At 61.9% G+C, this 20,892-nt stretch carries 18 protein-coding genes; 10 read left to right on the plus strand and 8 right to left on the minus strand.

The features are described 5' to 3' along the window. Positions 1-9: 9 nt before the first annotated feature. From Q0J85_RS06275 to aroE, 4 genes are all read right to left on the minus strand, one after another. Positions 10-1,908, minus strand: coding sequence for an SDR family NAD(P)-dependent oxidoreductase (locus tag Q0J85_RS06275; RefSeq protein WP_294479258.1), 1,899 nt, complete (start codon positions 1,906-1,908; stop codon positions 10-12). A 99-nt stretch (positions 1,909-2,007) separates the two neighbouring features. Then, positions 2,008-3,252, minus strand: coding sequence for an L-rhamnose isomerase (locus Q0J85_RS06280; protein WP_294479262.1), 1,245 nt, complete (start codon positions 3,250-3,252; stop codon positions 2,008-2,010). Positions 3,253-3,349: 97 nt separating this feature from the next. Beyond that, positions 3,350-4,249, minus strand: a complete 900-nt coding sequence (locus Q0J85_RS06285) for an A24 family peptidase (RefSeq protein WP_294479265.1) — start codon at positions 4,247-4,249, stop codon at positions 3,350-3,352. After that, positions 4,243-5,088: a shikimate dehydrogenase gene (aroE, locus tag Q0J85_RS06290; protein WP_294479268.1), complete on the minus strand. Its 846-nt coding sequence runs from the start codon at positions 5,086-5,088 to the stop codon at positions 4,243-4,245. The genes Q0J85_RS06285 and aroE overlap by 7 nt, the downstream gene beginning before the upstream one ends. Positions 5,089-5,208: 120 nt before the next feature. On the opposite strand from aroE, the gene Q0J85_RS06295 reads away from it, so the two are divergent. From Q0J85_RS06295 to Q0J85_RS06320, 6 genes are read left to right on the plus strand one after another with little or no spacing between them, the layout of a single operon-like run. Continuing rightward, complete coding sequence (locus Q0J85_RS06295; RefSeq protein WP_294479273.1) at positions 5,209-5,793, plus strand: hypothetical protein; 585 nt, start codon at positions 5,209-5,211, stop codon at positions 5,791-5,793. A gap of 37 nt (positions 5,794-5,830) precedes the next feature. Next, entirely contained in the window at positions 5,831-6,412 is a 582-nt protein-coding gene (locus Q0J85_RS06300; RefSeq protein WP_294479276.1) for a hypothetical protein, read from the plus strand. 15 nt (positions 6,413-6,427) lie between these two features. Continuing rightward, positions 6,428-7,996: an HD domain-containing protein gene (locus Q0J85_RS06305; protein ID WP_294479278.1), complete on the plus strand. Its 1,569-nt coding sequence runs from the start codon at positions 6,428-6,430 to the stop codon at positions 7,994-7,996. Further along, the gene (gene ppk1, locus Q0J85_RS06310) at positions 7,993-10,185 is read left to right on the plus strand and encodes a polyphosphate kinase 1 (RefSeq protein ID WP_294479282.1); all 2,193 of its coding nucleotides are present in this window, start codon (positions 7,993-7,995) and stop codon (positions 10,183-10,185) included. Before Q0J85_RS06305 ends, ppk1 begins: the two co-directional genes overlap by 4 nt. Beyond that, positions 10,182-10,652 (plus strand): GNAT family N-acetyltransferase, encoded by a 471-nt coding sequence (locus Q0J85_RS06315; RefSeq protein ID WP_294479285.1) that lies wholly within the window; start codon positions 10,182-10,184, stop codon positions 10,650-10,652. The genes ppk1 and Q0J85_RS06315 overlap by 4 nt, the downstream gene beginning before the upstream one ends. A gap of 47 nt (positions 10,653-10,699) precedes the next feature. Further along, the gene (locus tag Q0J85_RS06320; RefSeq protein WP_294479288.1) at positions 10,700-12,130 is read left to right on the plus strand and encodes a hypothetical protein; all 1,431 of its coding nucleotides are present in this window, start codon (positions 10,700-10,702) and stop codon (positions 12,128-12,130) included. A 20-nt stretch (positions 12,131-12,150) separates the two neighbouring features. Here the strand turns inward: Q0J85_RS06320 and Q0J85_RS06325 are convergent, their stop codons facing one another. Further along, positions 12,151-12,594, minus strand: a complete 444-nt coding sequence (locus Q0J85_RS06325; RefSeq protein WP_294479299.1) for a DUF4186 domain-containing protein — start codon at positions 12,592-12,594, stop codon at positions 12,151-12,153. A gap of 148 nt (positions 12,595-12,742) precedes the next feature. On the opposite strand from Q0J85_RS06325, the gene glmM reads away from it, so the two are divergent. Genes glmM through Q0J85_RS06340 form a run of 3 tightly spaced genes read left to right on the plus strand, consistent with a single transcriptional unit; the run spans position 12,743 to position 15,512 of the window. Continuing rightward, positions 12,743-14,122, plus strand: a complete 1,380-nt coding sequence (glmM, locus tag Q0J85_RS06330; protein WP_294479303.1) for a phosphoglucosamine mutase — start codon at positions 12,743-12,745, stop codon at positions 14,120-14,122. Beyond that, entirely contained in the window at positions 14,119-14,784 is a 666-nt protein-coding gene (locus tag Q0J85_RS06335; RefSeq protein WP_294479305.1) for an HAD family phosphatase, read from the plus strand. Before glmM ends, Q0J85_RS06335 begins: the two co-directional genes overlap by 4 nt. A gap of 5 nt (positions 14,785-14,789) precedes the next feature. Then, complete coding sequence (locus Q0J85_RS06340) at positions 14,790-15,512, plus strand: acyl-ACP thioesterase domain-containing protein (RefSeq protein ID WP_294479307.1); 723 nt, start codon at positions 14,790-14,792, stop codon at positions 15,510-15,512. 9 nt (positions 15,513-15,521) lie between these two features. Here Q0J85_RS06340 and Q0J85_RS06345 read toward each other — a convergent pair whose 3' ends face one another. From Q0J85_RS06345 to Q0J85_RS06355, 3 genes are all read right to left on the minus strand, one after another. Next, positions 15,522-16,412 carry a hypothetical protein gene (locus Q0J85_RS06345; protein ID WP_294479309.1) on the minus strand — a complete coding sequence of 297 codons (891 nt, stop codon included), beginning with the start codon at positions 16,410-16,412 and terminating at the stop codon, positions 15,522-15,524. A gap of 2 nt (positions 16,413-16,414) precedes the next feature. Then, the gene (gene purT / locus Q0J85_RS06350) at positions 16,415-17,599 is read right to left on the minus strand and encodes a formate-dependent phosphoribosylglycinamide formyltransferase (RefSeq protein WP_294479311.1); all 1,185 of its coding nucleotides are present in this window, start codon (positions 17,597-17,599) and stop codon (positions 16,415-16,417) included. Between the two features lie 132 nt (positions 17,600-17,731). Beyond that, positions 17,732-20,218 (minus strand): BatD family protein, encoded by a 2,487-nt coding sequence (locus Q0J85_RS06355; protein ID WP_294479314.1) that lies wholly within the window; start codon positions 20,216-20,218, stop codon positions 17,732-17,734. On the opposite strand from Q0J85_RS06355, the gene Q0J85_RS06360 reads away from it, so the two are divergent. Next, positions 20,193-20,892 (plus strand): hypothetical protein (locus Q0J85_RS06360; RefSeq protein WP_294479317.1); only part of this gene is annotated, 700 nt, incomplete at its 3' end. The two genes, Q0J85_RS06355 and Q0J85_RS06360, sit on opposite strands and share 26 nt — an antisense overlap.

Consider the following 20,892-nt stretch of genomic DNA (forward strand, 5'->3'; position numbering starts at 1 on the left):
TCCTCTTGTTTAATTCAACATGACCTGGCCGCCCGTGACCGGGATCGCCTGGCCGGTTTCGTAAGATTGACAGACCGCGTAGACAATCGCTTTTGCCACGTCCGACGGGTAGCAGCCGCGGTGCATCGGGATCTGTTTTTCGTAATGAAGTTTCACGTCGGCAACGGTTTTCGCGCCCGGAACCTTGCCGCTGTTCAGGTATTGCACGAAAAGCCCCTTTTCCGGATCCGACCAGAGCGGCCCGTCGAAGAAGTTCCCGGGGCAGACGCTGTTGACTTTGATCCGGTCCGCCACAAGTTCGAGCGCAAAGCTCTGCGTGAGCCCCACCGTTCCGAATTTGCTCCCCGCATAGGCGCCGTTCCGGTTGCTGCCGACGAGTCCGCTCTTGGAGTTGACCTGCACGATGTCGGTCCACGCCGCGCAGCAGGCGTTCTGCCGCGCCATGACTGCGGAGACATGTTTGACGCAGAGGAAGTAGCCCGTGTAGTTTACGCTCGTGACGAACTCCCAGTCGCGCTTTTCAAAACTTTTGACCGAACCGGCCTTGAGCACGCCCGCGTTCGCGACGAAGAGGTCGATCCCTCCGCAGGCGAGCACGACCGCACGGACCATCGATTCGACCGAGGATTCGTCCGCAATGTTGACTGCGACCGCACCCGCGCCGCCCGGAGCTTTGAGTTTTGCGGCTGCGGCCTCTGCGCCTGCCGCGTTCAAATCCGCAATGATGACCGTCGCGCCCTCGGCGGCGAGCTCTTCCGCGATTCCGTAACCGAATCCCTGAGCCCCGCCGGTCACGACCGCGACCTTGCCGGAGAGCCGCACGCTCGCGCCGCCGGCGACCTTTTTCCGGTACGATTCAGCTTCCCAGTTCTCGATGAAGCCGCGTCCCGCGTCGGAGAGCGTGCGCGGCCCGCCGAACGCGGCCGTGAGCTGCTGCACGAGCGCTCCGTCCCGGGCGAGGAGAGCGACTGTCTCCGCGCCTTTTCCGGTCGCCCCGGCGCAGAATACCGCCTTGCCCGGAACCTCCACCACGAACGGTTTATAACCGTGTTTCTGTTCAAATGCGAGGATTTCCGCCTCGGTCGGATCGTCGGAAATCAGCGAATACGATTTCGCATAGACGATATGATCGGGCGTGAATGCGCCGCGCGCCGTCTGAAACGGCGCGAGGGTTTTCACCGTCTTCGGCGTCCTGCCGTCTCCGAGCCAGCCGCGCAGTTTCGGTGCGAGTTCAAACGCAAACGCTTCGTCAAGCTCCCCTGTTCCCGGCGCGGTCGCGGCGATGCCCGCCTTCTCGTAGACGGTCCGCAGCGTGGATAAAATCCGATCATAGGCGGCATCGATCTCCTGTGCGGAGTTGCCGCCGACGAAAACCCCGTGATTCTGCAGGAAGATCATCGAGGCGGGCCGCCCGTGCGCGGCTTCGTACTTCACGCTCGCGTCGTGAACGGTTTTCGCCAGTGTGAAGCCGGGATCGGTTTCCGGAATCCAGAGCGCCTCCGGGAAGAGTTTCGCGCACTCTTCCGGGCCGTTCTGTGAACAGGTCAGCCCGTTGACTGCCGCCGGATGCAGGTGAACGATGTAGGTGAACGGCATCAACTCGTGCAGAGGAGCCTCCACCGAGGGGCGCCGCGCGCCGCTGCCGGCGACGGCGAACGCCATGAGTTTCGTCACCATCGCCTCGCGTTCGGCGGCATCGGCGTATTCCGGCAGCGAAAAGACCCGGCGGATCACTTCGCGCTCCATCTTCACGAAATCAGATTCCGTGATGTCGGCAAGGGCGACGCCGCTGGGTTTCACATAGAGATATTTTTCGTCTTTGTACGAGGTATTGCCTCCTCCCGCCAGCACGCAGGAGGGATCCGCACCGTATCGGTTGGACAATTCACGGATGATCGCCAGTGACATGTTGTATCTCTTCCTCTTTATCTTCCCTGGAAGTTACCGGTTTCAACGAACAAAGGCTCCCGAAGATTCCGGGAGCCGCGCGGGCCCTTGCTGCCGGGCTTATCCGCGTTTGGCAAGAACCTCTTTTTCGTAGGTTTTCGCCTCGTCGATCCAGTTCGCTCCGGGGACGTTGTTGCGGCGGCAGTACTCTTCCCAGAGCGCGCCGAACGGGAGAGTTTTGGCCTCTTCCATCCAGGCGAGGCGGCTGCTCTTGTCACCGGACTTCTCCGCCTTGCGGATGATGGCGGCCGGTTCGGTCAGCGCCATCAGAAGCGCCTTGTACATGTTGCGCGCTCCGATCGTCCAGGCCATCACGCGGTTGATCGAGGCGTCGAAGTAGTCCAGCCCGATGTGGACGCGCCTGTCGTAGTTGTGGCGGACGATCTCTTCGGCGATCGCACGGAGTTCCTCCGTCATCGTCACGACGTGATCGCTGTCCCAGCGGACGCCGCGGCTCACGTGCAGCAGAATCTCGTCGAGGAACATCAGCGTGCTCGTGATCTTGTCGGAGATCACCTCGGTCGGGTGGAAGTGGCCCGCGTCGAGGCAGAGCAGTTTGCCGTTCTTCATCGCATAACCCATGTAGAACTCATGCGAGCCGACCGTGCAGCTTTCGGCGCCGATGCCGAAGAGCTTGCACTCGACCGCATCGCGGTTGTAGCGCGGGTTGCACGGAGACGCGAAGATCTTGTCAAGGGAATCGGCAAGCCGTTCGCGCGGGGAGAGGCGGTCGAACGGGGTGTCCTTGAAGCCGTCCGGCACCCAGAAGTTCGTGATGCACGTGTTGCGCAGTTTTTTGCCGAAACTCTCCGCGATCGTACGGCAGGCGATGCCGTGCTCCACCCAGAACCGGCGCACGCCCGCGTCGGGGCTCGAAAGCGTCAGCCCGTCTTTCATCATCGGGTGCGAAAAGTAAGACGGATTGAAGTCAAGTCCGAGCTCATGCTCTTTCGCCCAGTCGGCCCAGCGGGCGAAATGTTTCGGCTCGATCTCGTTGCGCTTGACCGGTTTGCCGTCGGTCTCCGCATAAATCGCATGCAGATTCAGCCGCTTTTTTCCGGGGAGGAACGAGAGGACTTTTTCGATATCAGCGCGCAGTTCATCGGCATTGCGGGCGCGGCCCGGATAGTTGCCGGTCACGGCGATGCCGCCGTCAAGCGCGTCACTGTTCTCAAACCCGGCGACGTCATCGCCCTGCCAGCAGTGGAGACTCACCGGAATCTGGTCGAGACGCTTGAACGCCGCTTCGACATCCACACCGAGATCTTCGTAAACTTTCTTCGCCGCATCAAACATGGAAGCCATCTTCTTACTCCTTAGGTTGCATTCACTCTGATTGACGATCCATTTTTTCTGGTAATATAACACACCGTCGTGAGAGTGCAAGCCCCGAATCGGGTTTTTACACTTCCCGGCCGGCAAAAAACGCGAGATACCAGCGCAGGAGTTTTTCTCCCGCGAACATCCAGATAAAACTGCCGAATGCGAGGAACGGCCCGAGCGGAACCGTCGTCCGTGCAAGTTTTTTTCCACCCCGGAGCGCGCATACAACTCCGTAAAGCGAGCCGAGCAGACTTCCCGCCAGCACCGAGAAGAACGCTCCCGGCATTCCGAGCAGGATTCCGGCGGCGGCCGTGTATTTCACATCTCCCCACCCGAGCACTTCGCGCTTTGCAACGGCGCGCCCGACGATGGCGAAGAGAGCGAGGAGTCCTCCCGCGATTGCGCCTGAGCCGAGCGCGAATCCCGCAGCGAGGAAATGGTTCTTCACACCCCAGATCGACGGGAACGCCGCCGATGCCGCAACGCCGAACAGCATCGCCGGATAGGTCGTCGCATCCGGAATGAGCCGATGCTCGAAGTCGATCCAGATCGTCGTAATGCAGAGCATCGTCATCGCGAAAAAGGGCATCAGGGTCGCCGGCGGCTGCCGGACGGCGCCGACTTTCACGAGCAGCAGTGCGAAAAGCAGCCCGGTCAACGCTTCGACGAACACATAGCGCGGCGAAATCGGCGCCTTGCAGCTCCGGCAGCGGCCCCGCAGCACGAGGTAACTCACGATCGGTATGTTGTCGTACCAGTGGATCGGCGTGCCGCACTTCGTGCAGTGCGACGGCGCGGTCACGATCGATTCCCCGAGCGGCATCCGCCAGATGCAGACGTTGAGAAAACTCCCGAGGCAGCTTCCGAGCAGGAAACTCGCGAGCAGGAAGAAGCCGATCACGAACTCATCGCCGAACCCCGCGCGCGTCCACCAGTAGTAATTCGCCTCATCGGTCAGGCGCAGAAGTCCGTTCAGCATGATGGTTTTCCTTCCATTCCGGCGCGCATCTCTTCGATCGGAGCGGCGAGTCCGGTCCAGATTTCAAACGACTTCGCCCCCTGATACAGCAGCATCGCGCTGCCGCCCGCGGCGGGCAGCCCGAGCTCTTTCGCGCGTTTGAGCAGCGGCGTATCGAGGTAGATCGTGTCGAACACCGCCAGTTTCAGATCCGGAGTCAGCAGTTCGAGGTCGAAAGGCGGCGGATCCCCCGGTTTCAGCCCGAGACTCGTCGCCTGCACGAGGACATTCGTTCGAGTGAACCAGCGCGAGAGCGTCCCGCGGTCTCCCGGCGCGGCGGTTTCGAGCGTGAGCGCGGGGAAGAGTTTCTGCAATTTCGCGGCGAGCTCTTCGGCCTTTTCCACAGTTCTGTTCGCGATCCGGATCGCCCCGGCGCCGCGTCGCGCGAGGTGGAACGCGGTCGCGTGAGCCGCCCCGCCGCAGCCGACGAAGCAGAATTCCGTCCCCTCGACGCCGACTCCGAAATTTTCCCTGAGCGCCATTTCGAGACCGTACCCGTCGGTGCTGGTTCCGGAGAGGCGTCCATCTTCCGCGACGGTGACGGTGTTTACGCTCTCCGCCGCGAGTGCGTCGGGGTCGACCTCGTCGAGATAGGGGATGATCGCGGCCTTGTGCGGCACCGTGCAGTTGAAGCCGGCGAGCTCCCGCTTTGCGAATTCGACGAATCGGCCGAGTTCGGCCGGGCGCACATGGTATTTCCCATAGGGGGAACCGAGATGATGGAATTCAAATGCCGCGTTCTGCATTCCGGGGGAGCGGCTGTGTTCGACGGGATCGCCGATGACTGCGTAGTTTCTCATGAAAAATTTACCGATCAAACTGGAATTTTGTTCATTCAGGCGTTAATATACATGGTGTCTGCGGTAATGGCAACAGTCGAAAAGGAAAAAAACGGAGTTAACCCGGAGAAAACGGTGGAAATGAGGAAAAATCTGGCGACGGTATGCGTCTTTGCGCTTTTCATTCTGACGGTGGGAACCGGCTGCGAAGCGTTCAAGGAGGCGTGGGAGGACGCAACCACATACGAGGATACCCCGGAGGAGATCGCCGCCGAAGAGGAGGAATCTTCGCAGAAGAAATATGAAGTCGCTCTTCACGCGATCGTGAAATATCCGCGCGCAACGCCGAACGAGCAGGATATTCCGACGCTCGACGGAAAGACCATCTGGATCAAAAAGAATCAGCTCTTCAGCAGCAAGAACATCAAGCGGGTCAAGGCGATTCCGCGTCCCGGCAACCCCGATCTCTACGATCTCGAGATCAAGGTCGACCGGTTCGGGCGGCTGCAGTGGCAGCTTCTCTCCGGAAACCGCGCGGGCGAACCGGTCGCCTTGATTGTCGACGGAGTCTACTTCGTGAGTTTCTACCCGGAGCAGCCGGAGAACGACTCCACTTACTGGATCTTTCTGCGGGTCGGGCTCGATCCGGTGACGGCGCGCGGCATCGCCCGCAATGCGAAGAAAAATTACGAAATTCTGAATCCGGGTGCATTCAGTCTGTTTTAAGCCCGGCGTTTTCTGACGAGGAGGAGTCTTTGAGACGATGAGAAAGAGGATAATCGCGGTATGGGCGGGGGCGCTGCTCATTCCGGTGCTGTTTTCGGGCTGCGAGGCCATCCAGGAGGCGTGGGAGGAGGCGATGGATCCCGATACCGAGATCACCGACAATCCGAACAGCTCCGAGTACAAACGCAAATACGTCATTCACGTGAATTCGATCGTCCGCCATCCGACCCGTTCCGGTGAGCTTGAGCGGGAGATCCCGACGCTCGACGGCGGAACAGTCTGGATCAATACAAATCAGCTCTTCAGCAGCAAGAACATCCGGGACGCCCGGGTGGTTTCGCGCCCCGGCAACCCGGATCTTTTCGATCTGCAGTTTCTGGTCGATCGGTTCGGGAAGCTGCAGTGGCAGATGCTTTCGGGCAATTACAGTTCCGAGCAGGTCGCGCTCGTGGTGGACGGGGTTTATTTCGGGCGTTTCTACCCGGAGCCGCAGATGGAGGGCTCCGGCGACTGGGTCACGCTGCGGGTCGGACTCAACGCCGTGACCGCGCGCGGCATCGCCCGCAACGCGAAGAAGAATTACATCAATCTGAACCCCGATGTCATGCACTGGTTCTGATCGGAGGAGACGAGCATGAGCAGAAGGCATGGGTATCCTTATCAGGCCGGCGTGATCGACGTCGGCGCACATTCGACGCGGCTCGATCTGTTCGAGGTGGCATCCGGGGGGCGGATCACGCTGCTCGAGAGTCTCGCCCGGGCGGTGAATCTCGGGTATGATGTGTTCCGGCACGGTTCGGTCTCTCCGGAAAATCTCTCGGCGCTCGGTTCGGTCATGGCGGATTTTTCGCGGAAACTCGCCGAATATCGCGTGCGCAGCTGCCGGGTCGTGGCGACATCGGCGGTGCGGGAGGCGTTCAACCGGGAGCTGGTCATCAACCGGATTCACAGTGTCTCCAATCTGTCGCTCGAGATTCTCGAGAGTCAGGAGGAGGCGCGCATCTGCTTTCTTTCGATGCGCGAAGCGCTGCGCCGGACGCTGCCGTTCGACGAACTGGCGGGACTCTGTCTCATTGTCGGGACCGGTTCGCTGCTGGTGAGCTGGTTCGACGGCGGACTCATGCGTTTTTCGGAGGCGGTTCCGCTCGGAACGAGCCGACTGGTCGATGCGTTCGGGCGTTCCTCCTTTTCGATCGATCAGATTCTCGAGACGCTGCGGTCGCAGGACATCCGTCAGAGGTTGCGGGAGAGTGTCGGATTCGACCCGGAGCGGCCGGTTACGCTCGTCGGGATGGGCGCATCGGTCCGAATGCTTTCCGGCGGTTTCGCCGGGGAGATTCCCGAGGCGGACGAGGATGAGGTTTTGAGACTTTCGAGTCACGATCTGGCCGTTGCGGTCAAGCGGGCGGTGGCGGCTGATCCGGCGGCGCTTGCGGTCGAGTACAAGATTCCGGAGAGTGCGGCGGCGGGGGTTTCCGCGTGTGCCGCGATTCTCGGATATTTCCTGGAGGAGTTCAACTGCGAGAGATTCCTCTGTCCCGCGGCGACGACCCGGACTGCGCTGATTCAGGATCTGGTCCGTCGCAGCCGGAAAGGGGAGCGGGATCCGTTCCACGATGATCTGCTTGCCGTCTGCGGCGCGGTCGGGCACAAATACGGTTATGATGCGCGGCATGCCGCCAACGTGGCGGGAATCGCCGCCGCGCTGTTTGAGAAGCTGCGGCGGAATTTTGAATTCGCCCCGCGTGCGGCGGTTCTGCTTGAGGTGGCCGCTTTTCTGCACGACATCGGGCGGTTTGTCGATACGCGGCAGCATCACAAGCACTCCTGTTATCTGATCGGCAATCTGCAGCTGCCGGGGGTGAGTGATGCGGAGCTGCACGTCGTTGCCGCGGTGGCGCGTTACCATCGCAAATCCGCCCCGAAAGAGTCGCATCCGGAGTACATGCTGCTCTCCGCGGAGGACAAGGTTACGGTGTTGAAGCTCGCGGCGATTCTGCGTGTGGCCGATGCGCTCGACTGCACCCGCCAGGGGCGTTTCGGCCGGATGAAGCTCGTTTTGCGGGGGCATACGCTGGTCATCCAGGTTCCCGCCTCGGGCGATTTCCGCCAGGAGAGGCTCTATCTCGAGCTCAAAGGGGGGATGTTCAACGAGGTGTTCGGCCTCGAGCTGAAGATTGAGGAGGTTCCGTTTGCATCATGACGAAGAAGAAGAAAGCAGTTGAGTTCAACGACAATGAACTTTTCATCAGCCGCGAGTTGTCGTGGATGGATTTCAACGCGCGGGTTCTGGATGAGGCGGAATGCCTCGCCAACCCCGTGCTGGAGCGGCTGAAGTTCATCGCGATTTTCAGCAGCAACCTCGATGAGTTTTTCATGGTGCGCATCGCGGGACTGCGCCAGCTTGTGAAGATGGGCAAGGAGCTGCCGGATCCGGCGGGAAACCGCCCCTCGGACCAGCTCGGAAAACTGCGGAAGAAGCTGGAGAAGCTGCTGCGCCGTCAGCACGACTGCCTGACCGACGAGATTCTTCCGGAACTCGCGAAACACGGGGTGCGGCTGGTCACGCCGGCCGGAGTTGCTCCGGCGGTGCGGGGGGAGTTGTCGAGTTACTTCCGGGCGCAGGTTCTGCCGGTGCTGACGCCGCTGGCGGTCGATTCGGCGCACCCGTTCCCGATTCTGAATTCCGGGTCGATCGAGATTGCGGTGAGCATGCGGCCGGCGGGTCGCAGTGAACTGGTCTATGCGTTTGTCGAGGTTCCGGAACTTCTTCCGCGCTTTGTCGAAGTTCGCGACGGGCAGCCGGGTCGCAGTTTCATGCTGCTTGAGAATCTGATTATGGACAACCTCGGGACGCTCTTCACGGGTTGTGAGATCGAGGAGTTCTTTCCGTTCCGCATCACGCGGGACATGGATTTTTCGGTTGAGGACAGCGATGCCGAGGATCTCATGCAGAGCATCGAGAAGAATCTTCTGCAGCGCCGCCACCGGGAACCGATCCGGATTGAACTCATCGCCGGGAGCCGCGGCCCGCTCGTGAAGTGGCTTGCTCAGGAGTTCCGGCTCGATGAGCAGTTCTGGTATTTCGTGCGGGGGCCGCTGCATTTGAAGCAGTTCTTTGAACTGGTCGGCAAGGCGCATCTGCCGGAGCTGCTCGAACCGGCGTGGCCGCCGGTGATGCCGGCGGTTTTCTCCGGGGAGCAGACGGTATTCGAGACGATTTCGGCGCACGGCAGCGTACTGGTCGCGCCGCCGTACCACTCGTTCACGCCGATCATCCGTTTCCTCGAGGAGGCGGCGGAGGATCCCGATGTGCTTGCGATCAAGCAGACGCTCTACCGGGTGAGCGGCAACTCTCCTGTGGTGCGCGCGCTGCGGCGTGCGGCCGAGAACGGCAAGCAGGTGACGGTTGTGGTCGAGCTCAAGGCGCGCTTCGATGAGGGGAACAACATCATCTGGGCGCGGCTGCTCGAAGAGTCCGGGGCGCATGTCGTCTACGGCGTGGCGGGGTTGAAGGTCCACTGCAAGGCGCTGCTGGTTGTGCGGCGTGAGGAGGGGGCGATCCGTCGTTACGTGCATCTTGCGACCGGCAACTACAACGACAAGACCGCCGCGCTCTATACCGATATGGGAATCATGTCGTGCGATCCGGATCTCTGCTTCGATGTGGCGAATCTCTTCAATGTTCTGACCGGCTACTCGTCGCCGCCGACGGCGTGGCGCAAGATCGCAGCCTCGCCGTTCGACATGCGCCGCCGGGTTTCGGCATTGATCGAACGGGAGATCGACCATTCGACGCCTGAACAGCCCGGTCGGATCATCGCGAAGATGAACAGCCTTTCGGATGAGAAGATCATCCGGCTGCTGCATCGCGCGGCCGATGCGGGGGTTGAGATCGACCTCATCGTGCGCGGAATCTGCGGCTATAAACCGAAGCCGGGGCAGGAGAATGTGCGGGTCATGAGCATCGTCGACCGATATCTGGAGCATACGCGGCTCTTTTATTTCGGCAACGGCGGGGATCCGGAGTTCTATCTCGCGAGCGCGGACTGGATGTATCGGAATCTCGATCGCCGCGTTGAACTGCTGTTTCCGGTGGAGGATGAGCGGATCCGCGAGATCTGTCTGCAGCTGCTGCAGTTCCAGCTGGCCGACACCGACAAGGGCAGACGGCTGCTCGGATCGGGAGTCTACACCCGGCCGAAAGTCGATCACTATTCCAGTGCGCGCAGCCAGTACAACAGTTACCGCTACTTGAAAGAGCTCGCCGAGCGGGAGAAGCGGCGCGCGACGGGAGAGGCATTGAAAGTCTATACGAGTCCCGACCGGCCGGTACCGGGATTCAGCGATCTCTTCTCCGGAAATGAGCCGGATGAGCCGGAGGAGGAATGAACGCCGCTCCGATGATCCGCCCGTTCCGTCCCGGAGACGAAATCGGCGCGGCGATGGTCGCGGCGGCCTGCTTTGAAGATTCGATGCGTCCGTTCTACACGGAGGAGGGGGGCCGGAACTTTGCGACGTACATTTATCCGGAGGCGATCGCGCGGCGTCAGAGCGGAACGCATCTGATGTTCGTCGCCGTACTCGAGGGGGAGATCATCGGCCTGATTGAGCTCGAAGAGTTCCGGCACATTTCGATGCTCTTCGTCTCGCCGGAGTTTCAGCAGTGCGGCATAGCGTCGCGGCTGCTCGAGCGGGCGCTGCGGTTTGCGAAAAAAGCGTCGCCCGGGCTTGCGGAGATCACGGTGTACTCTTCTCCGGGGGCGGTCGGGGCGTACCGGGCGTGGGGGTTCGTCGAGAGCGCGCCCGCGTGCGAGGCGTCCGGCGTCCGTTACACGCCGATGAAACTGATTTTGTAAACGTTTCCGAGTGGAAGAAATCCCGACAGCGGAAAGGGAGGAGCCTCATGAAATGGACGGTTGTGTTTTTCGGTTTCGCGATATGCCTTGCCGGTTCCCTGGTGACGCTGTGCATCCTTGTCCTTGCCGGAGTGAGTGTCGGCTGGTGGTGGTTGATCCCGGCGGGGTGCGTCTGCCTGCTGGGTGTTTCCGGCTCACGCATGGTTCGTGAACAGATGGCGGCGGTCCGGAATGCGTTCCGCGATTTTCTCGAAAACGGCGTTGCGCTGCGTCCGGTGGATTCTGCGGATTTTCCGCCGGAATATGTGGAAAAAATTGTACAGGCAGCCGATGAACTTGTCGCCGCCGGGATGATCTGCGAGGGGGATTTTCAGGGGCCGGAAGAGCGGATGGCACTGGAGAAAAAGAAATTCCGGCGCATTCTCCGCTCTTCGGACGGGACACTCTGGGCGGAGGTTGCGGCGATGCGTCCGAAGTTTCCCGCCCGCTGTTTGATGTACCTGTTCGGATACGGGCGCTATTGCCGGCGGGCGTCGGTGGAAATCTCTTCGTTTTTTGCGGATTGTTCCATGATGGATGTGGTGAACGGGAAGAAGATCGCCGGCATGCGGGAGATTCCGGGCGTCCGTTTCGAGTGGCGTCCGGGCGAAGAGCCGCGCAAACTGCTCTGGACGGCACTCGAGTTGAGGCGGAAGATCGAAGACGGCGGCCGGAATCCGGCTCTGCCGTTCTCGTCGGAAGCGTTTGCGGAGACATCGCAGCGGTGGGCGCTCTACAGCACGATCCGGAATTCCACCTTGCCGCCCCCCACGGACGGGGAGCTGCGGCGCGAGAAATTCAGCGACGCGGCGATTGCGAAGTTCCGCCAATGTGGTGAACGGCCCGCCTCTCCTGTGCCGGATTCGGATTCCAACATGCCGATGCGGCCGAAAGAGGATGTTTCTCCCGTCGAATCTGTGCTTCCGGCGGAGTTGGTTTCGCCGGAGTCCGCGCCGATTCCGGTGGAGATCCCGCTGTCGAATCCCTCGGAGGCGATCGAGTTGGAGGAGGCGGCCAGATTCAAGCGGGCGGTTGCCAACCTCGGAATCATGACGCTGCTCTCGGCTGTGAATATGATTCTGATCGTGAGCGGAGCGGAGATTATGTTTCCGTTTTCAGCTTTTTTCCCGACGCTGGCAGTCACGGTCGGAGCGGTGACTGCCATGGAAACGAAAATCATTTTATTCACATTTTTCGGGCTCGGGGTGGCGCTTTCATCGATTTTGATGTATGCGGCCTGCTGGGCTCTGGCGAAAAAGATCCGCTGTTTCATCCTCATCGCCTTTCTGCTTTTCACGCTTGACTCTCTGCTGCTTCTGCCGTTTATTCCGGAGGGCGGCGCTTCGATCTGGATCGATGTGGCGTTTCACGTGTGGGTTCTGCTGTCGCTTTTTTCCGGGGTTCGGGCGTGGTGGAATCTGCGGCGCGGAGCGCAGTGATTCTCCTCCGGGGCGGGTGATTACGGGAAGAGATCGGGCGTGTGCGGAATCTCTTCGACGCCCGCGTCGTGGGCGCGGATCCAGCCCGATAGAATCGCGACGATCCCGGCGATCTCCTGCTCGGTCAGCGCCCGCCCTTTCGGAATCCCGTGCCATTTCTCCAGACAGTTGCGGCAGCAGCATCCGGTTGCATGCTGGGCGACGAAACAGGGGTGGCCGCGCATCGGGGTCTGTCTGCCGTCGTTCGGGATTTCCGCCGGAGCGAGCCGCTGCCGGATGAATTTCTCGCACTGCGCTTCGGTTGCGGCGTAACCGCACCGGGCGAGGCAGAGCAGTTCCGCCTTGCGAAGCCGGAAACGGCTCCGGAATTTCGACTGCGCGAGGCGCGGCGCGAGCTCCTCATAACTCTGCAGGACGATTCCGGGGGCGGAGGCGTTGCCGGGAGAAGGGGACGGAAATGACATGATCGTTTCGTGTGAGCGTGGTTGTTTCTTTTGCGTATAATCTACTGCATTTGCCGAAAATATCAAATCCGATCAGAAGATTCATTGAAAAGCGGAGACGGTTGCGCTATATTTCCCGCATGCGGAAGCAACGGAAAACGGGAGCGTCATGGGCAGAAGAGATACACTGAAATTTTCCGAGAGCGGCGTTCGCGGCATTGTCGGGGAGGGCCTCACCGCGCATCTTGCCGCCGAGCTGGGGGCGGCGTTCGGTTTCTATCAGGGCGGCGGCCGCATCGTCGTCGGGCGCGATACGCGGCCGACCGGAGAGATGTTCGAGCAGGCGGTCACGGCGGGGCTGCTCGCCGCCGGCTGCGAGGTGGTTCGCGCCGGAGTCGTGCCGACGCCGACGCTGCAGTTTTCGGTCAAGGCGAATCGGGCGGCGGGAGGAATCGCGATCACGGCCAGTCACAATCCATCCGAATGGAATGCGCTGAAATTCATCGGCGGAGCCGGAACGTTTCTCTCGCCGGGGGAGGCGGCCGGGCTCTTCGACCTCTACAATCAGGGGAATCTGCCGTACCGCGCCGAATCGGATTTTCGCGGAATAAGGCCGCTGGACGGGGCGTTCGCCGCGCACGAGGCGCGCATCCGGGAGGTGATCGACGCCGACGCCGTGCGTCGACGGAAGTTCCGGGTCGCGGTCGACTGCGTGAACGGAGTCGGGGCACTGTACAGCCCCGGATTTCTGGAGAGGCTCGGGTGCGAAGTGGTTGTGGTGAACGGCGATCCGGACGGATGTTTTGCGCGCCCCCCCGAGCCGCTGCCCGAGAATCTCGGCGAACTCTGCCGCGTGGTGCGCGAGGCGCATTGCGACGTCGGCTTCGGACAGGATCCGGACGGCGATCGGCTGACTGTCGTGACCGACGCAGGAGTCGCGCTGACCACCCATCACACGGTCGCGCTGGCGGTCGATCAGGTGCTTGACGGCGGCGATCCGGGACCGGTGGTGGCGAACGTTCAGACCTCCCGCCTCGTCGAGGAGATCGCCCATGGTTACGGCTGCGAGTTTCACGCCGCGCCGGTCGGCGAGATCAACGTGGTCGAGAAAATGATCGAATTCGACGCGATGATCGGCGGAGAGGGAAATTGCGGCGGCGTGATCTATCGGCGCGTGCACCCGGGGCGCGACAGCTTCTGCGCGATGGCGCTGATTCTCGAACGGCTCGCATTTTCGGAGCGGAAACTTTCGGAGATCGTCGCGGATTTCCCGCCGATCGCGAATCTTTCGTGCCGGTTCGCGCTGCCGCCGATCCGCTCCCGCGCGCTCCTTGCGGAGATGACGCGGCGCTACCGGCAATACGATCCGCTGACGTTCGACGGACTGCGGTTCGATCTGCCGGAGGGGCGTGTGCTCATGCGCTCCTCGAATACCGAGCCGCTGCTGCGGCTGAACGTCGAGTGTGCGGACCGGCGCGCCGCCGAGGCGCTGCTCGAACGGTTCCGCGCGGAAATTCAACAACTCATTGAGGAGGCCGCCGGAACGTGAAGCGCCCTTTGATTTTCTTTTTCGATATGGATCATACGCTTATCAATCACGATTGTGATGTGAGCTGGAAGCAGTTTGTCGTAAAGCACGGGCTGGCGCCGGAGTCGGATCTCGCCGAGGCGGACCGCTATTTTGACGACTACAACGCCGGGACGCTCGACGTCGAGGAGTTCTACGGTTTTCAGTTCCGGGAGTTCGTCGGCAGAACCGAGCCGGAGATGCTCGAATTGTCGAACCTCCATTTCCGCGAATTCGTTGAGCCGCACATTTACGCGGAGGGGCGGCGTCTGGTCGGCTCTCTGCTGCGGCAGGGGAGTCCGGTGGCGATACTGACGAGCACGAATTCGATCGTCGCCCGCCCGATCGCCGAGGCGCTCGGGATTTCCGAGGTGCTCGGCACGACGCTGGAACTGCGGGACGGCCGCTTCACCGGCCGGATCACCGGCCCCTACGGCGCCCGGGAGGGCAAGGTCGCGATCGCCCGGGAGTGGGCGGCGCGCCACGGCGTCACGCTCGCGGATTTCGCCTATTACGGTGACAGCGTGAACGACGTGCAGATCCTCGAAGCGGTCGGTTTCCCGAACACGGTCAATCCCTCCGGAGAACTCCGCCGCATCGCGGAGGAGCGCAACTGGCCGATCCTGAACTGGAGCGGGGAGTGACCGTCATGCCTGCGACTTATCAGGAACAGTTCGTCGTCCGCCATCGCGAAGCCGACCGCAACGGGGATCTCCGGCTGGCGGGGTGGTTCGACTTCCTGCAGGAGGCCGCCGCGAATCACGCGTCCCGTCTCGGCGTGGGACTGGAGATGTTGCGGAACAACAGTATGATCTGGGTCTTGTCGCGCCTGAAACTGGAGATGGAGCGCTCCCCGCGCATCGGGGAACGGATCGCGGTCGAGACCTGGCCGAACGGCTTCCGGCGGCTGCACGCCGCCCGTCAGTTCCGGGTTCTCGGCGGGGATGGCGGGGAGATCGGCCGCGCTTCGAGCCGCTGGCTGCTGCTCGGACTCCCGAGAATGCGGCCGTTGAAACTCGAGGCGCTTCCGGTCGAGCTGCCGGACAATTCGGCGCTGCCGGACTATTTTGAGCTTGAGGAAAAACTCCCGCCGCGCGCGCTTCCCGCCGAACTGGAAGTTCCCGTCCGCTATTCGATGGAGGATGTGAACGGCCACATGAACAACGCCGAATATGCGGGACTGGTGCAGGATTTCGCCGCGGCGAAACGCGGTTCATCGCCCCGTTTCCGGACGGTGGAACTCCATTTCCTCTCCGCGGTCCGCTCTCCGGATGTGCTCGCCGTCGGCGGCGGTTTCGACGGCGATACGCTGTTTGTCGAGGGAACGGGACGGAACGGGGTCGCGAGTTTCACGGCGCTGGCGACGTTCTGACGCAGGGGGTTACTGCGCGTTGCAGTACGCCCGGAAACGGCAGCGGGGACACGCTTCCCGGCGGGGCGGAAAGTCGTCGCTGCAGACTTCGCCCGAGGGGCGGATCGCGTCGAGCATCTCCGCCGCTCCGGCCCGGATCTCCCGGAGCGTGCGCGCGGCGTTGAGTTCGACTCCGGACTCCCGCAGAATCCCCTCTTCCGGGAGAAGTTCAAACGTGCGCACCCGGTCAGGCGGAATGTGCAGCGTGTTCATCGCGTAAAACCGCAGCAGCAGTGCCGTGGCGTCCGCTCCGGAACTCTCGATGAACGAGAACTCCCCTTTCTCCTGAAACGCGAGAACCGGCACCGTGTAACAGCGCAACGCGCCGGGGAGGGTCACTTCGAGCGGAGAACTGATCGTGCGGCGGTGGAGAAAGCGAATCCGGGCGAGCATCGGCCAGACGCCGGATTCAAGCGCCTCGAGTGCGTGGCGGAGTTTCTGTTCCAGCCGCCCGCGCACCGCACCGACGCCCCCCGGATCGGGATAGTAGAGCGATTCAAGCATCGGCGCGGCATGATCGCTCTGGAACTCCCCGCGCAGCATCCGGTGGAATTCCCGGCGGAACCGGCTCAGAACCGCCCCCGCCAGCGGCGGGCTGGAGTCCGGAAACTCGGGGTGTTCCGTTTCGTGCGGCGCGTAGAATGCCCTGCGGAGCTCCGACCCGATCAGCCGCCGGATGTAGCCCGATTCCGACAGCAGCGAACGCATTTCGTGAATTCTCCGCAGTTCGGGGGAGGCGTTCTCATCGTATCCGCCGCTCGCGCCGTAATAGTGAAGAAAGCAGCTCCGGCGGCAGGAATTCCACATCTCCTGCCGTCTCACCGACCAGCTGAACGGAATTTCGTCCGCGCGGCGGATCATCTTCAGAGTTCGACCTCGATCGCCTTGCGCATGCGGAACACTTTTTCGAGCGCCTCGTCCGTCGAGTTCCCGCGTGCGAGGCAGACTCCGAGTCGGCGATGGCCCTTGAGTTCGGGTTTCCCGAAGAGCCGGATCTGAGTGTCGGGTTCGGCGAGCGCTTCGGCGACGTTCGCAAAGCGGACCGCTTTCGAGTTCCCGTCCGCGACGATCGCTTTCGAGGCCGACGGCCCGTGGAAAGCGATGTTCGGGATCGGCAGCCCGAGGATCGCGCGGGCGTGCAGATCGAATTCCGAGAGGTCCTGCGAGATCATCGTGACCATGCCGGTATCATGCGGCCGCGGGCTCACTTCGCTGAAGATGACCCGGTCGCCGCAGACGAAGAGCTCGACCCCGAAGATCCCGTATCCGCCGAGCGCGGCGGTGACCGCTCCGGCGATTCTCTGCGCTTCGGCGCGCGCCTTGTCGCTCATCTTCTGCGGTTGCCACGACTCCTGATAGTCGCCGTCGACCTGGTGATGGCCGATCGGCTCGAGGAACGAGGTGCCGCCGACGTGGCGGACGGTCAGCTGCGTGATTTCGTAATCGAACTGGACGAATCCCTCGACGATGACTTTGCCCGCGCCGGCCCGTCCGCCCTCCTGGGCGATCTTCCAGGCGTTGTCGATGTCGGCTTCGGCACGGATCACGCTCTGGCCGTGGCCGGAGGAGCTCATGATCGGCTTTACGACGCACGGGATTCCGATTTCGCGAACCGCCGCGTCGAACTCTTCCCGGGTCGCAGCGAAGCGGTAGGGACTGGTCGGGAGCTTCAGCTCCTCGGCCGCGAGACGGCGGATCCCTTCGCGATTCATCGTCAGTTGCGCCGCGCGCGCGGTCGGGACGACGTGATACCCCTCCTGTTCAAGTTCAACCAGGGTATCGGTGGCGATCGCCTCGACCTCCGGCACGATGAGATCGGGTTTCTCGAGTTCGATGACGCGGCGGAGTTCCGCGCCGTCGAGCATATTGATGACGTGCGACCGGTGCGCAACCTGCATGCCCGGCGCATTCGCGTAACGGTCGACCGCGATGGTCTCCACCCCGAACCGCTGCATCGCGATCACCACCTCTTTGCCGAGTTCGCCCGCGCCGCAGAAGAGCACCTTGCATGCGGAGGGGGTCAACGCCGTTCCGATCGTCTTGCCCATGATGAATTCTCCCTCAAAAAACTGTTTCCCGTAAAACGGAAAGGCGGATTGCTCCGCCGTTTCCGCTGTTTTCACCCTGTGGAACTAATATACTGCCGCCCTGCCGGAAAAGCAAGGCGTTTTTTCATTTCATCAGTAGAGCGGCATGACCGCCCCCGCGGGAACCCAGCCATCCTGCCCGTCGGCGCCGATCCGGATGAACGCTCCATTGCGGTCGAGGATCTTCGCGTCGCTGCCGCCCGGAATCGTCGCGACGACGCTGCCGCTCGCTTCGCCCGGGAGCGACCGCAGCTCCACCGTCTCACCGAGCACGATCGCGCGATCCGGATGGTAGCTGCCGTTCAACTGGAAGTGGATCGCCGCCGCCGAGAGAACCACAATCACGACCGCAGCCGTCAACGTGATCCGCACGAGCACCGCCGGCAGGCTGCGGCGCAGCGAAGCGATGACCATCAGGACCGCCAGCGCAACCGCGCCTGCAATCAGATAGTGATCCGGCCGCAGATAGTCGCGATAATGCTCCATGCGGGATGTCCATTTCCGCGGCAGCTTCAACTGTTCGTCGACCAGCTGCAGATCCTCGGCGATGACCGGATCGCACGGGGCGAGCCGATGGGCGCGCTCGAAATACCCTTTGGCGAGCGGCAGATCGCCGAGACGGTAGGCCGCTTCCCCGAGGTTGTAGAGCACATGCGGGGAGGGGGCCCGGTCGTTCAATACCTTGCTGTACTCTTCGAGCGCAGTTCCGTAGTTGCCCGCGGCGAACGCCTCACCGCCCCGCGTGAACGGATCGTCGTCGTTCGTCGTCGCCGCCGCCGCCGGGAGCACCAGTGCGGCCAGGAGCAGCATCATCGCGTACTTTTTGAGTCCCCGCACCAGCAGTTCGACGTTCGCGGAATGGAACAGCGTTTTTCGTGCGTCGGCCGGCATGAATTCGGCCTCCGCCTCCGCTTCGAGAAATTTCCGCAGCTCGGGGTCATCAATCCGGGCGATGATTTCGCTCGGACTCGCTCCGGGCGGCAGATGCAGCGCCTCCGCCAGCAGCGGATGAACCGCATCGGTCATCAGCTGCCGGAACTCCTCTTCCGAACGGGCGGCCCGGAGTCTGGCGATGAGTTTCGGCGTTTCGCGTTTGAGCAGCCGCTGACGGCGGTACTCCGGATCATGCGCGGCGCGATGACGCCGCCGCGCCGCGAGTTCGAGCAGAAGTGCAACAATCCCGGCCGCAATCACGATCCCCGCCGCAATCGGGATGGCGTTCCGCATGAGCGGAAGCGGCACCCCGCTCCCGGGATCCGTCCGGTGTGTGTGACGCATCGGCTGTTTGCCGCCGTCGGAGTGCCGGGGGGACTCCGGTCCCGGTGCGGTTTCCGGTGCTGCGGCCTCGCTGCCGCCTCCGGCGGAATAGCCGGGCGTGAGCGGCAGTTCGCTCTTTTCGATCGTCAGTTTGAGCGGCAGATCATGGATGGCGTATTGACCGGTTGCCGTGTCGAAAGCCGCAAAGCGGAGATTCTTCTCGAATTCGCCGACTTTCAGCGGCACGACCGCGTAGCGGATGCGGATTTCGTTCTCCTGCTTCTGGACCTCCGGCGGGAATACCCGCATATTGTCGAACGCGAGTTTGGGGGCGTTGAGCGTGTCCGCGGAGCCTGTCCCATTGAGTTTCAGAGAGAGCGTGAGCGCTTCACCCATTTTCGCCAGATTGCGGTCGAATCCGCCGGAGAGCTTCCACTCTCCGACCAGCCCGAGGTTGATGCACCCGGACGGAGCCGGTGGGAGCGGTTTTACCTCGAACGGCTCCGGAGGCGGAATCACCAGCGTGTACGGTTTGTAGTTGAAGTCGTCGAACATGAACCCGAATCCGAACGGTCGGCGCTCCTCCTCGCCGGGCATGACGATGTTCAGTGTCAGCGCCGCTTTCGGTTCGACTCGCCCGGCTTTGAGCGGGCGCAGTTCCGTCTCGAAATCGAATTTCAAATAGCGCCGTCCGTTGTGGATCGCCAGTCGCCGGACCGGCTCGGCGAAATTCGCGGTGCGACCGTCCTGCCAGGTGTAGCTGCTCGAGATCAGATCATCGACTCCGGAGAGTTCCGGGAGCTGCACGAGCTGCGGACGCAGTGCCTCCAGCGCGTATACCGAAATCCGCACCGGAATCGCCTCTCCGACGTAGTAGCTCCGGCGTCCGCCCGGGATTGTGAATTCTCCGAAGATCGCCTCTTTCAGCCGGACACTCTCGCTCCCGTCGTTCTCCACGGCCATTTCGGAAAGCGGAACGACTTTCACTTCAAGTTGTTTCGTCATGAACTCCTGCCCGTCGATCTTCACCGGAAATGCGGGGATGACGAGTTGCCCCGCCGCCGTCCCCACAAGGCCGATGCCGATGCTGCGGCTGGCACGCCCGTTGACGATGCTGGTGCGGTTCTGCCGCATGTTGGTCAGCCAGCGCCCGTTCCGGAGTGGCGGCAACTGGATCTGATTCTCCAGATTCCCGTCGACTTCCATGAAGAAGTAGAACGGTTCGTTCTCCGGGACGGAATCCCGATCCACAGAAACTTCGATTCCCGCGGCCATTGCGACAGCCGCCGCAAAAAACATGATTGTAATGATGAACTGTTTCACGTTACCAATCCTTTTCCACTTTGCGTTCTCTGTACGAGGGACGAACCCGGTCGCGCAACGCTTTCTCTTCATCCTGCATCATCTGCAACAGTTGTTCAGCGGTCTCCTCGGAGAGCTGTTCCTCCTTTTCGGCATCCTTATCTCCGGAGTCGCCGGTTTCAGATTTCTCCTCCGCGGCCTCGGCTTCGGATTCCTGCTGCTCCGACTTCTCCTGATCGTCCGATTTCTGATCGGCGTTCTGCTGTTCGGCGGAGTCGGAGGTGTTTTGGTCATCCTGCTTCTCCTTTTCGCCGGACTGTTGTTCATTCTGCTGCTTTTCACTGTCCTCGCCGTTTTCACCGGCGGAGGCGAGGGCGCGAGCTGCCTCATCGAGGTGTTTCTGTGCCTCGTCGTTACGGTTTTGACGCCGTTTCTCTGCCGCTTTTTCGAGTTCCTGCCGAGCGCGTTCGGCCTGCTCGCTCATCTGTTTCTGATTGAGTTCGTCGGCCTGCCGCTTCAGCTGTTCCGTTTCGCGTTTTGCCTGCTCGATGGAGCGATCGGCATCCTGCTCGTTCTGCTGACCTTGCTGATTCTGCTCGCTCTGCTGATCTTGCTGATTCTGCTGATCTTGCTGATTCTGCTGATCTTGCTGATTCTGCTGATCTTGCTGATTCTGCTGATCTTGCTGATTCTGC

The sequence above is a fragment of the uncultured Victivallis sp. genome (assembly GCA_944389935.1).
In the GTDB taxonomy this organism is placed as follows: Bacteria; Verrucomicrobiota; Lentisphaeria; order Victivallales; family Victivallaceae; genus Victivallis.

What these genes read in the sequence shown, in the direction of transcription:
- glmM (WP_294479303.1), top strand. Translation starts at nt 12,743, where the DNA reads ATGGGCAGAAGAGATACACTGAAATTTTCCGAGAGCGGCGTTCGCGGC.
- Q0J85_RS06280 (WP_294479262.1), bottom strand. Translation starts at nt 3,252, where the DNA reads ATGGCTTCCATGTTTGATGCGGCGAAGAAAGTTTACGAAGATCTCGGT.
- ppk1 (WP_294479282.1), top strand. Translation starts at nt 7,993, where the DNA reads ATGACGAAGAAGAAGAAAGCAGTTGAGTTCAACGACAATGAACTTTTC.
- aroE (WP_294479268.1), bottom strand. Translation starts at nt 5,088, where the DNA reads ATGAGAAACTACGCAGTCATCGGCGATCCCGTCGAACACAGCCGCTCC.
- purT (WP_294479311.1), bottom strand. Translation starts at nt 17,599, where the DNA reads ATGGGCAAGACGATCGGAACGGCGTTGACCCCCTCCGCATGCAAGGTG.
- Q0J85_RS06340 (WP_294479307.1), top strand. Translation starts at nt 14,790, where the DNA reads ATGCCTGCGACTTATCAGGAACAGTTCGTCGTCCGCCATCGCGAAGCC.
- Q0J85_RS06300 (WP_294479276.1), top strand. Translation starts at nt 5,831, where the DNA reads ATGAGAAAGAGGATAATCGCGGTATGGGCGGGGGCGCTGCTCATTCCG.
- Q0J85_RS06325 (WP_294479299.1), bottom strand. Translation starts at nt 12,594, where the DNA reads ATGTCATTTCCGTCCCCTTCTCCCGGCAACGCCTCCGCCCCCGGAATC.
- Q0J85_RS06295 (WP_294479273.1), top strand. Translation starts at nt 5,209, where the DNA reads ATGAGGAAAAATCTGGCGACGGTATGCGTCTTTGCGCTTTTCATTCTG.
- Q0J85_RS06320 (WP_294479288.1), top strand. Translation starts at nt 10,700, where the DNA reads ATGAAATGGACGGTTGTGTTTTTCGGTTTCGCGATATGCCTTGCCGGT.
- Q0J85_RS06285 (WP_294479265.1), bottom strand. Translation starts at nt 4,249, where the DNA reads ATGCTGAACGGACTTCTGCGCCTGACCGATGAGGCGAATTACTACTGG.
- Q0J85_RS06305 (WP_294479278.1), top strand. Translation starts at nt 6,428, where the DNA reads ATGAGCAGAAGGCATGGGTATCCTTATCAGGCCGGCGTGATCGACGTC.
- Q0J85_RS06345 (WP_294479309.1), bottom strand. Translation starts at nt 16,412, where the DNA reads ATGATCCGCCGCGCGGACGAAATTCCGTTCAGCTGGTCGGTGAGACGG.
- Q0J85_RS06315 (WP_294479285.1), top strand. Translation starts at nt 10,182, where the DNA reads ATGAACGCCGCTCCGATGATCCGCCCGTTCCGTCCCGGAGACGAAATC.
- Q0J85_RS06275 (WP_294479258.1), bottom strand. Translation starts at nt 1,908, where the DNA reads ATGTCACTGGCGATCATCCGTGAATTGTCCAACCGATACGGTGCGGAT.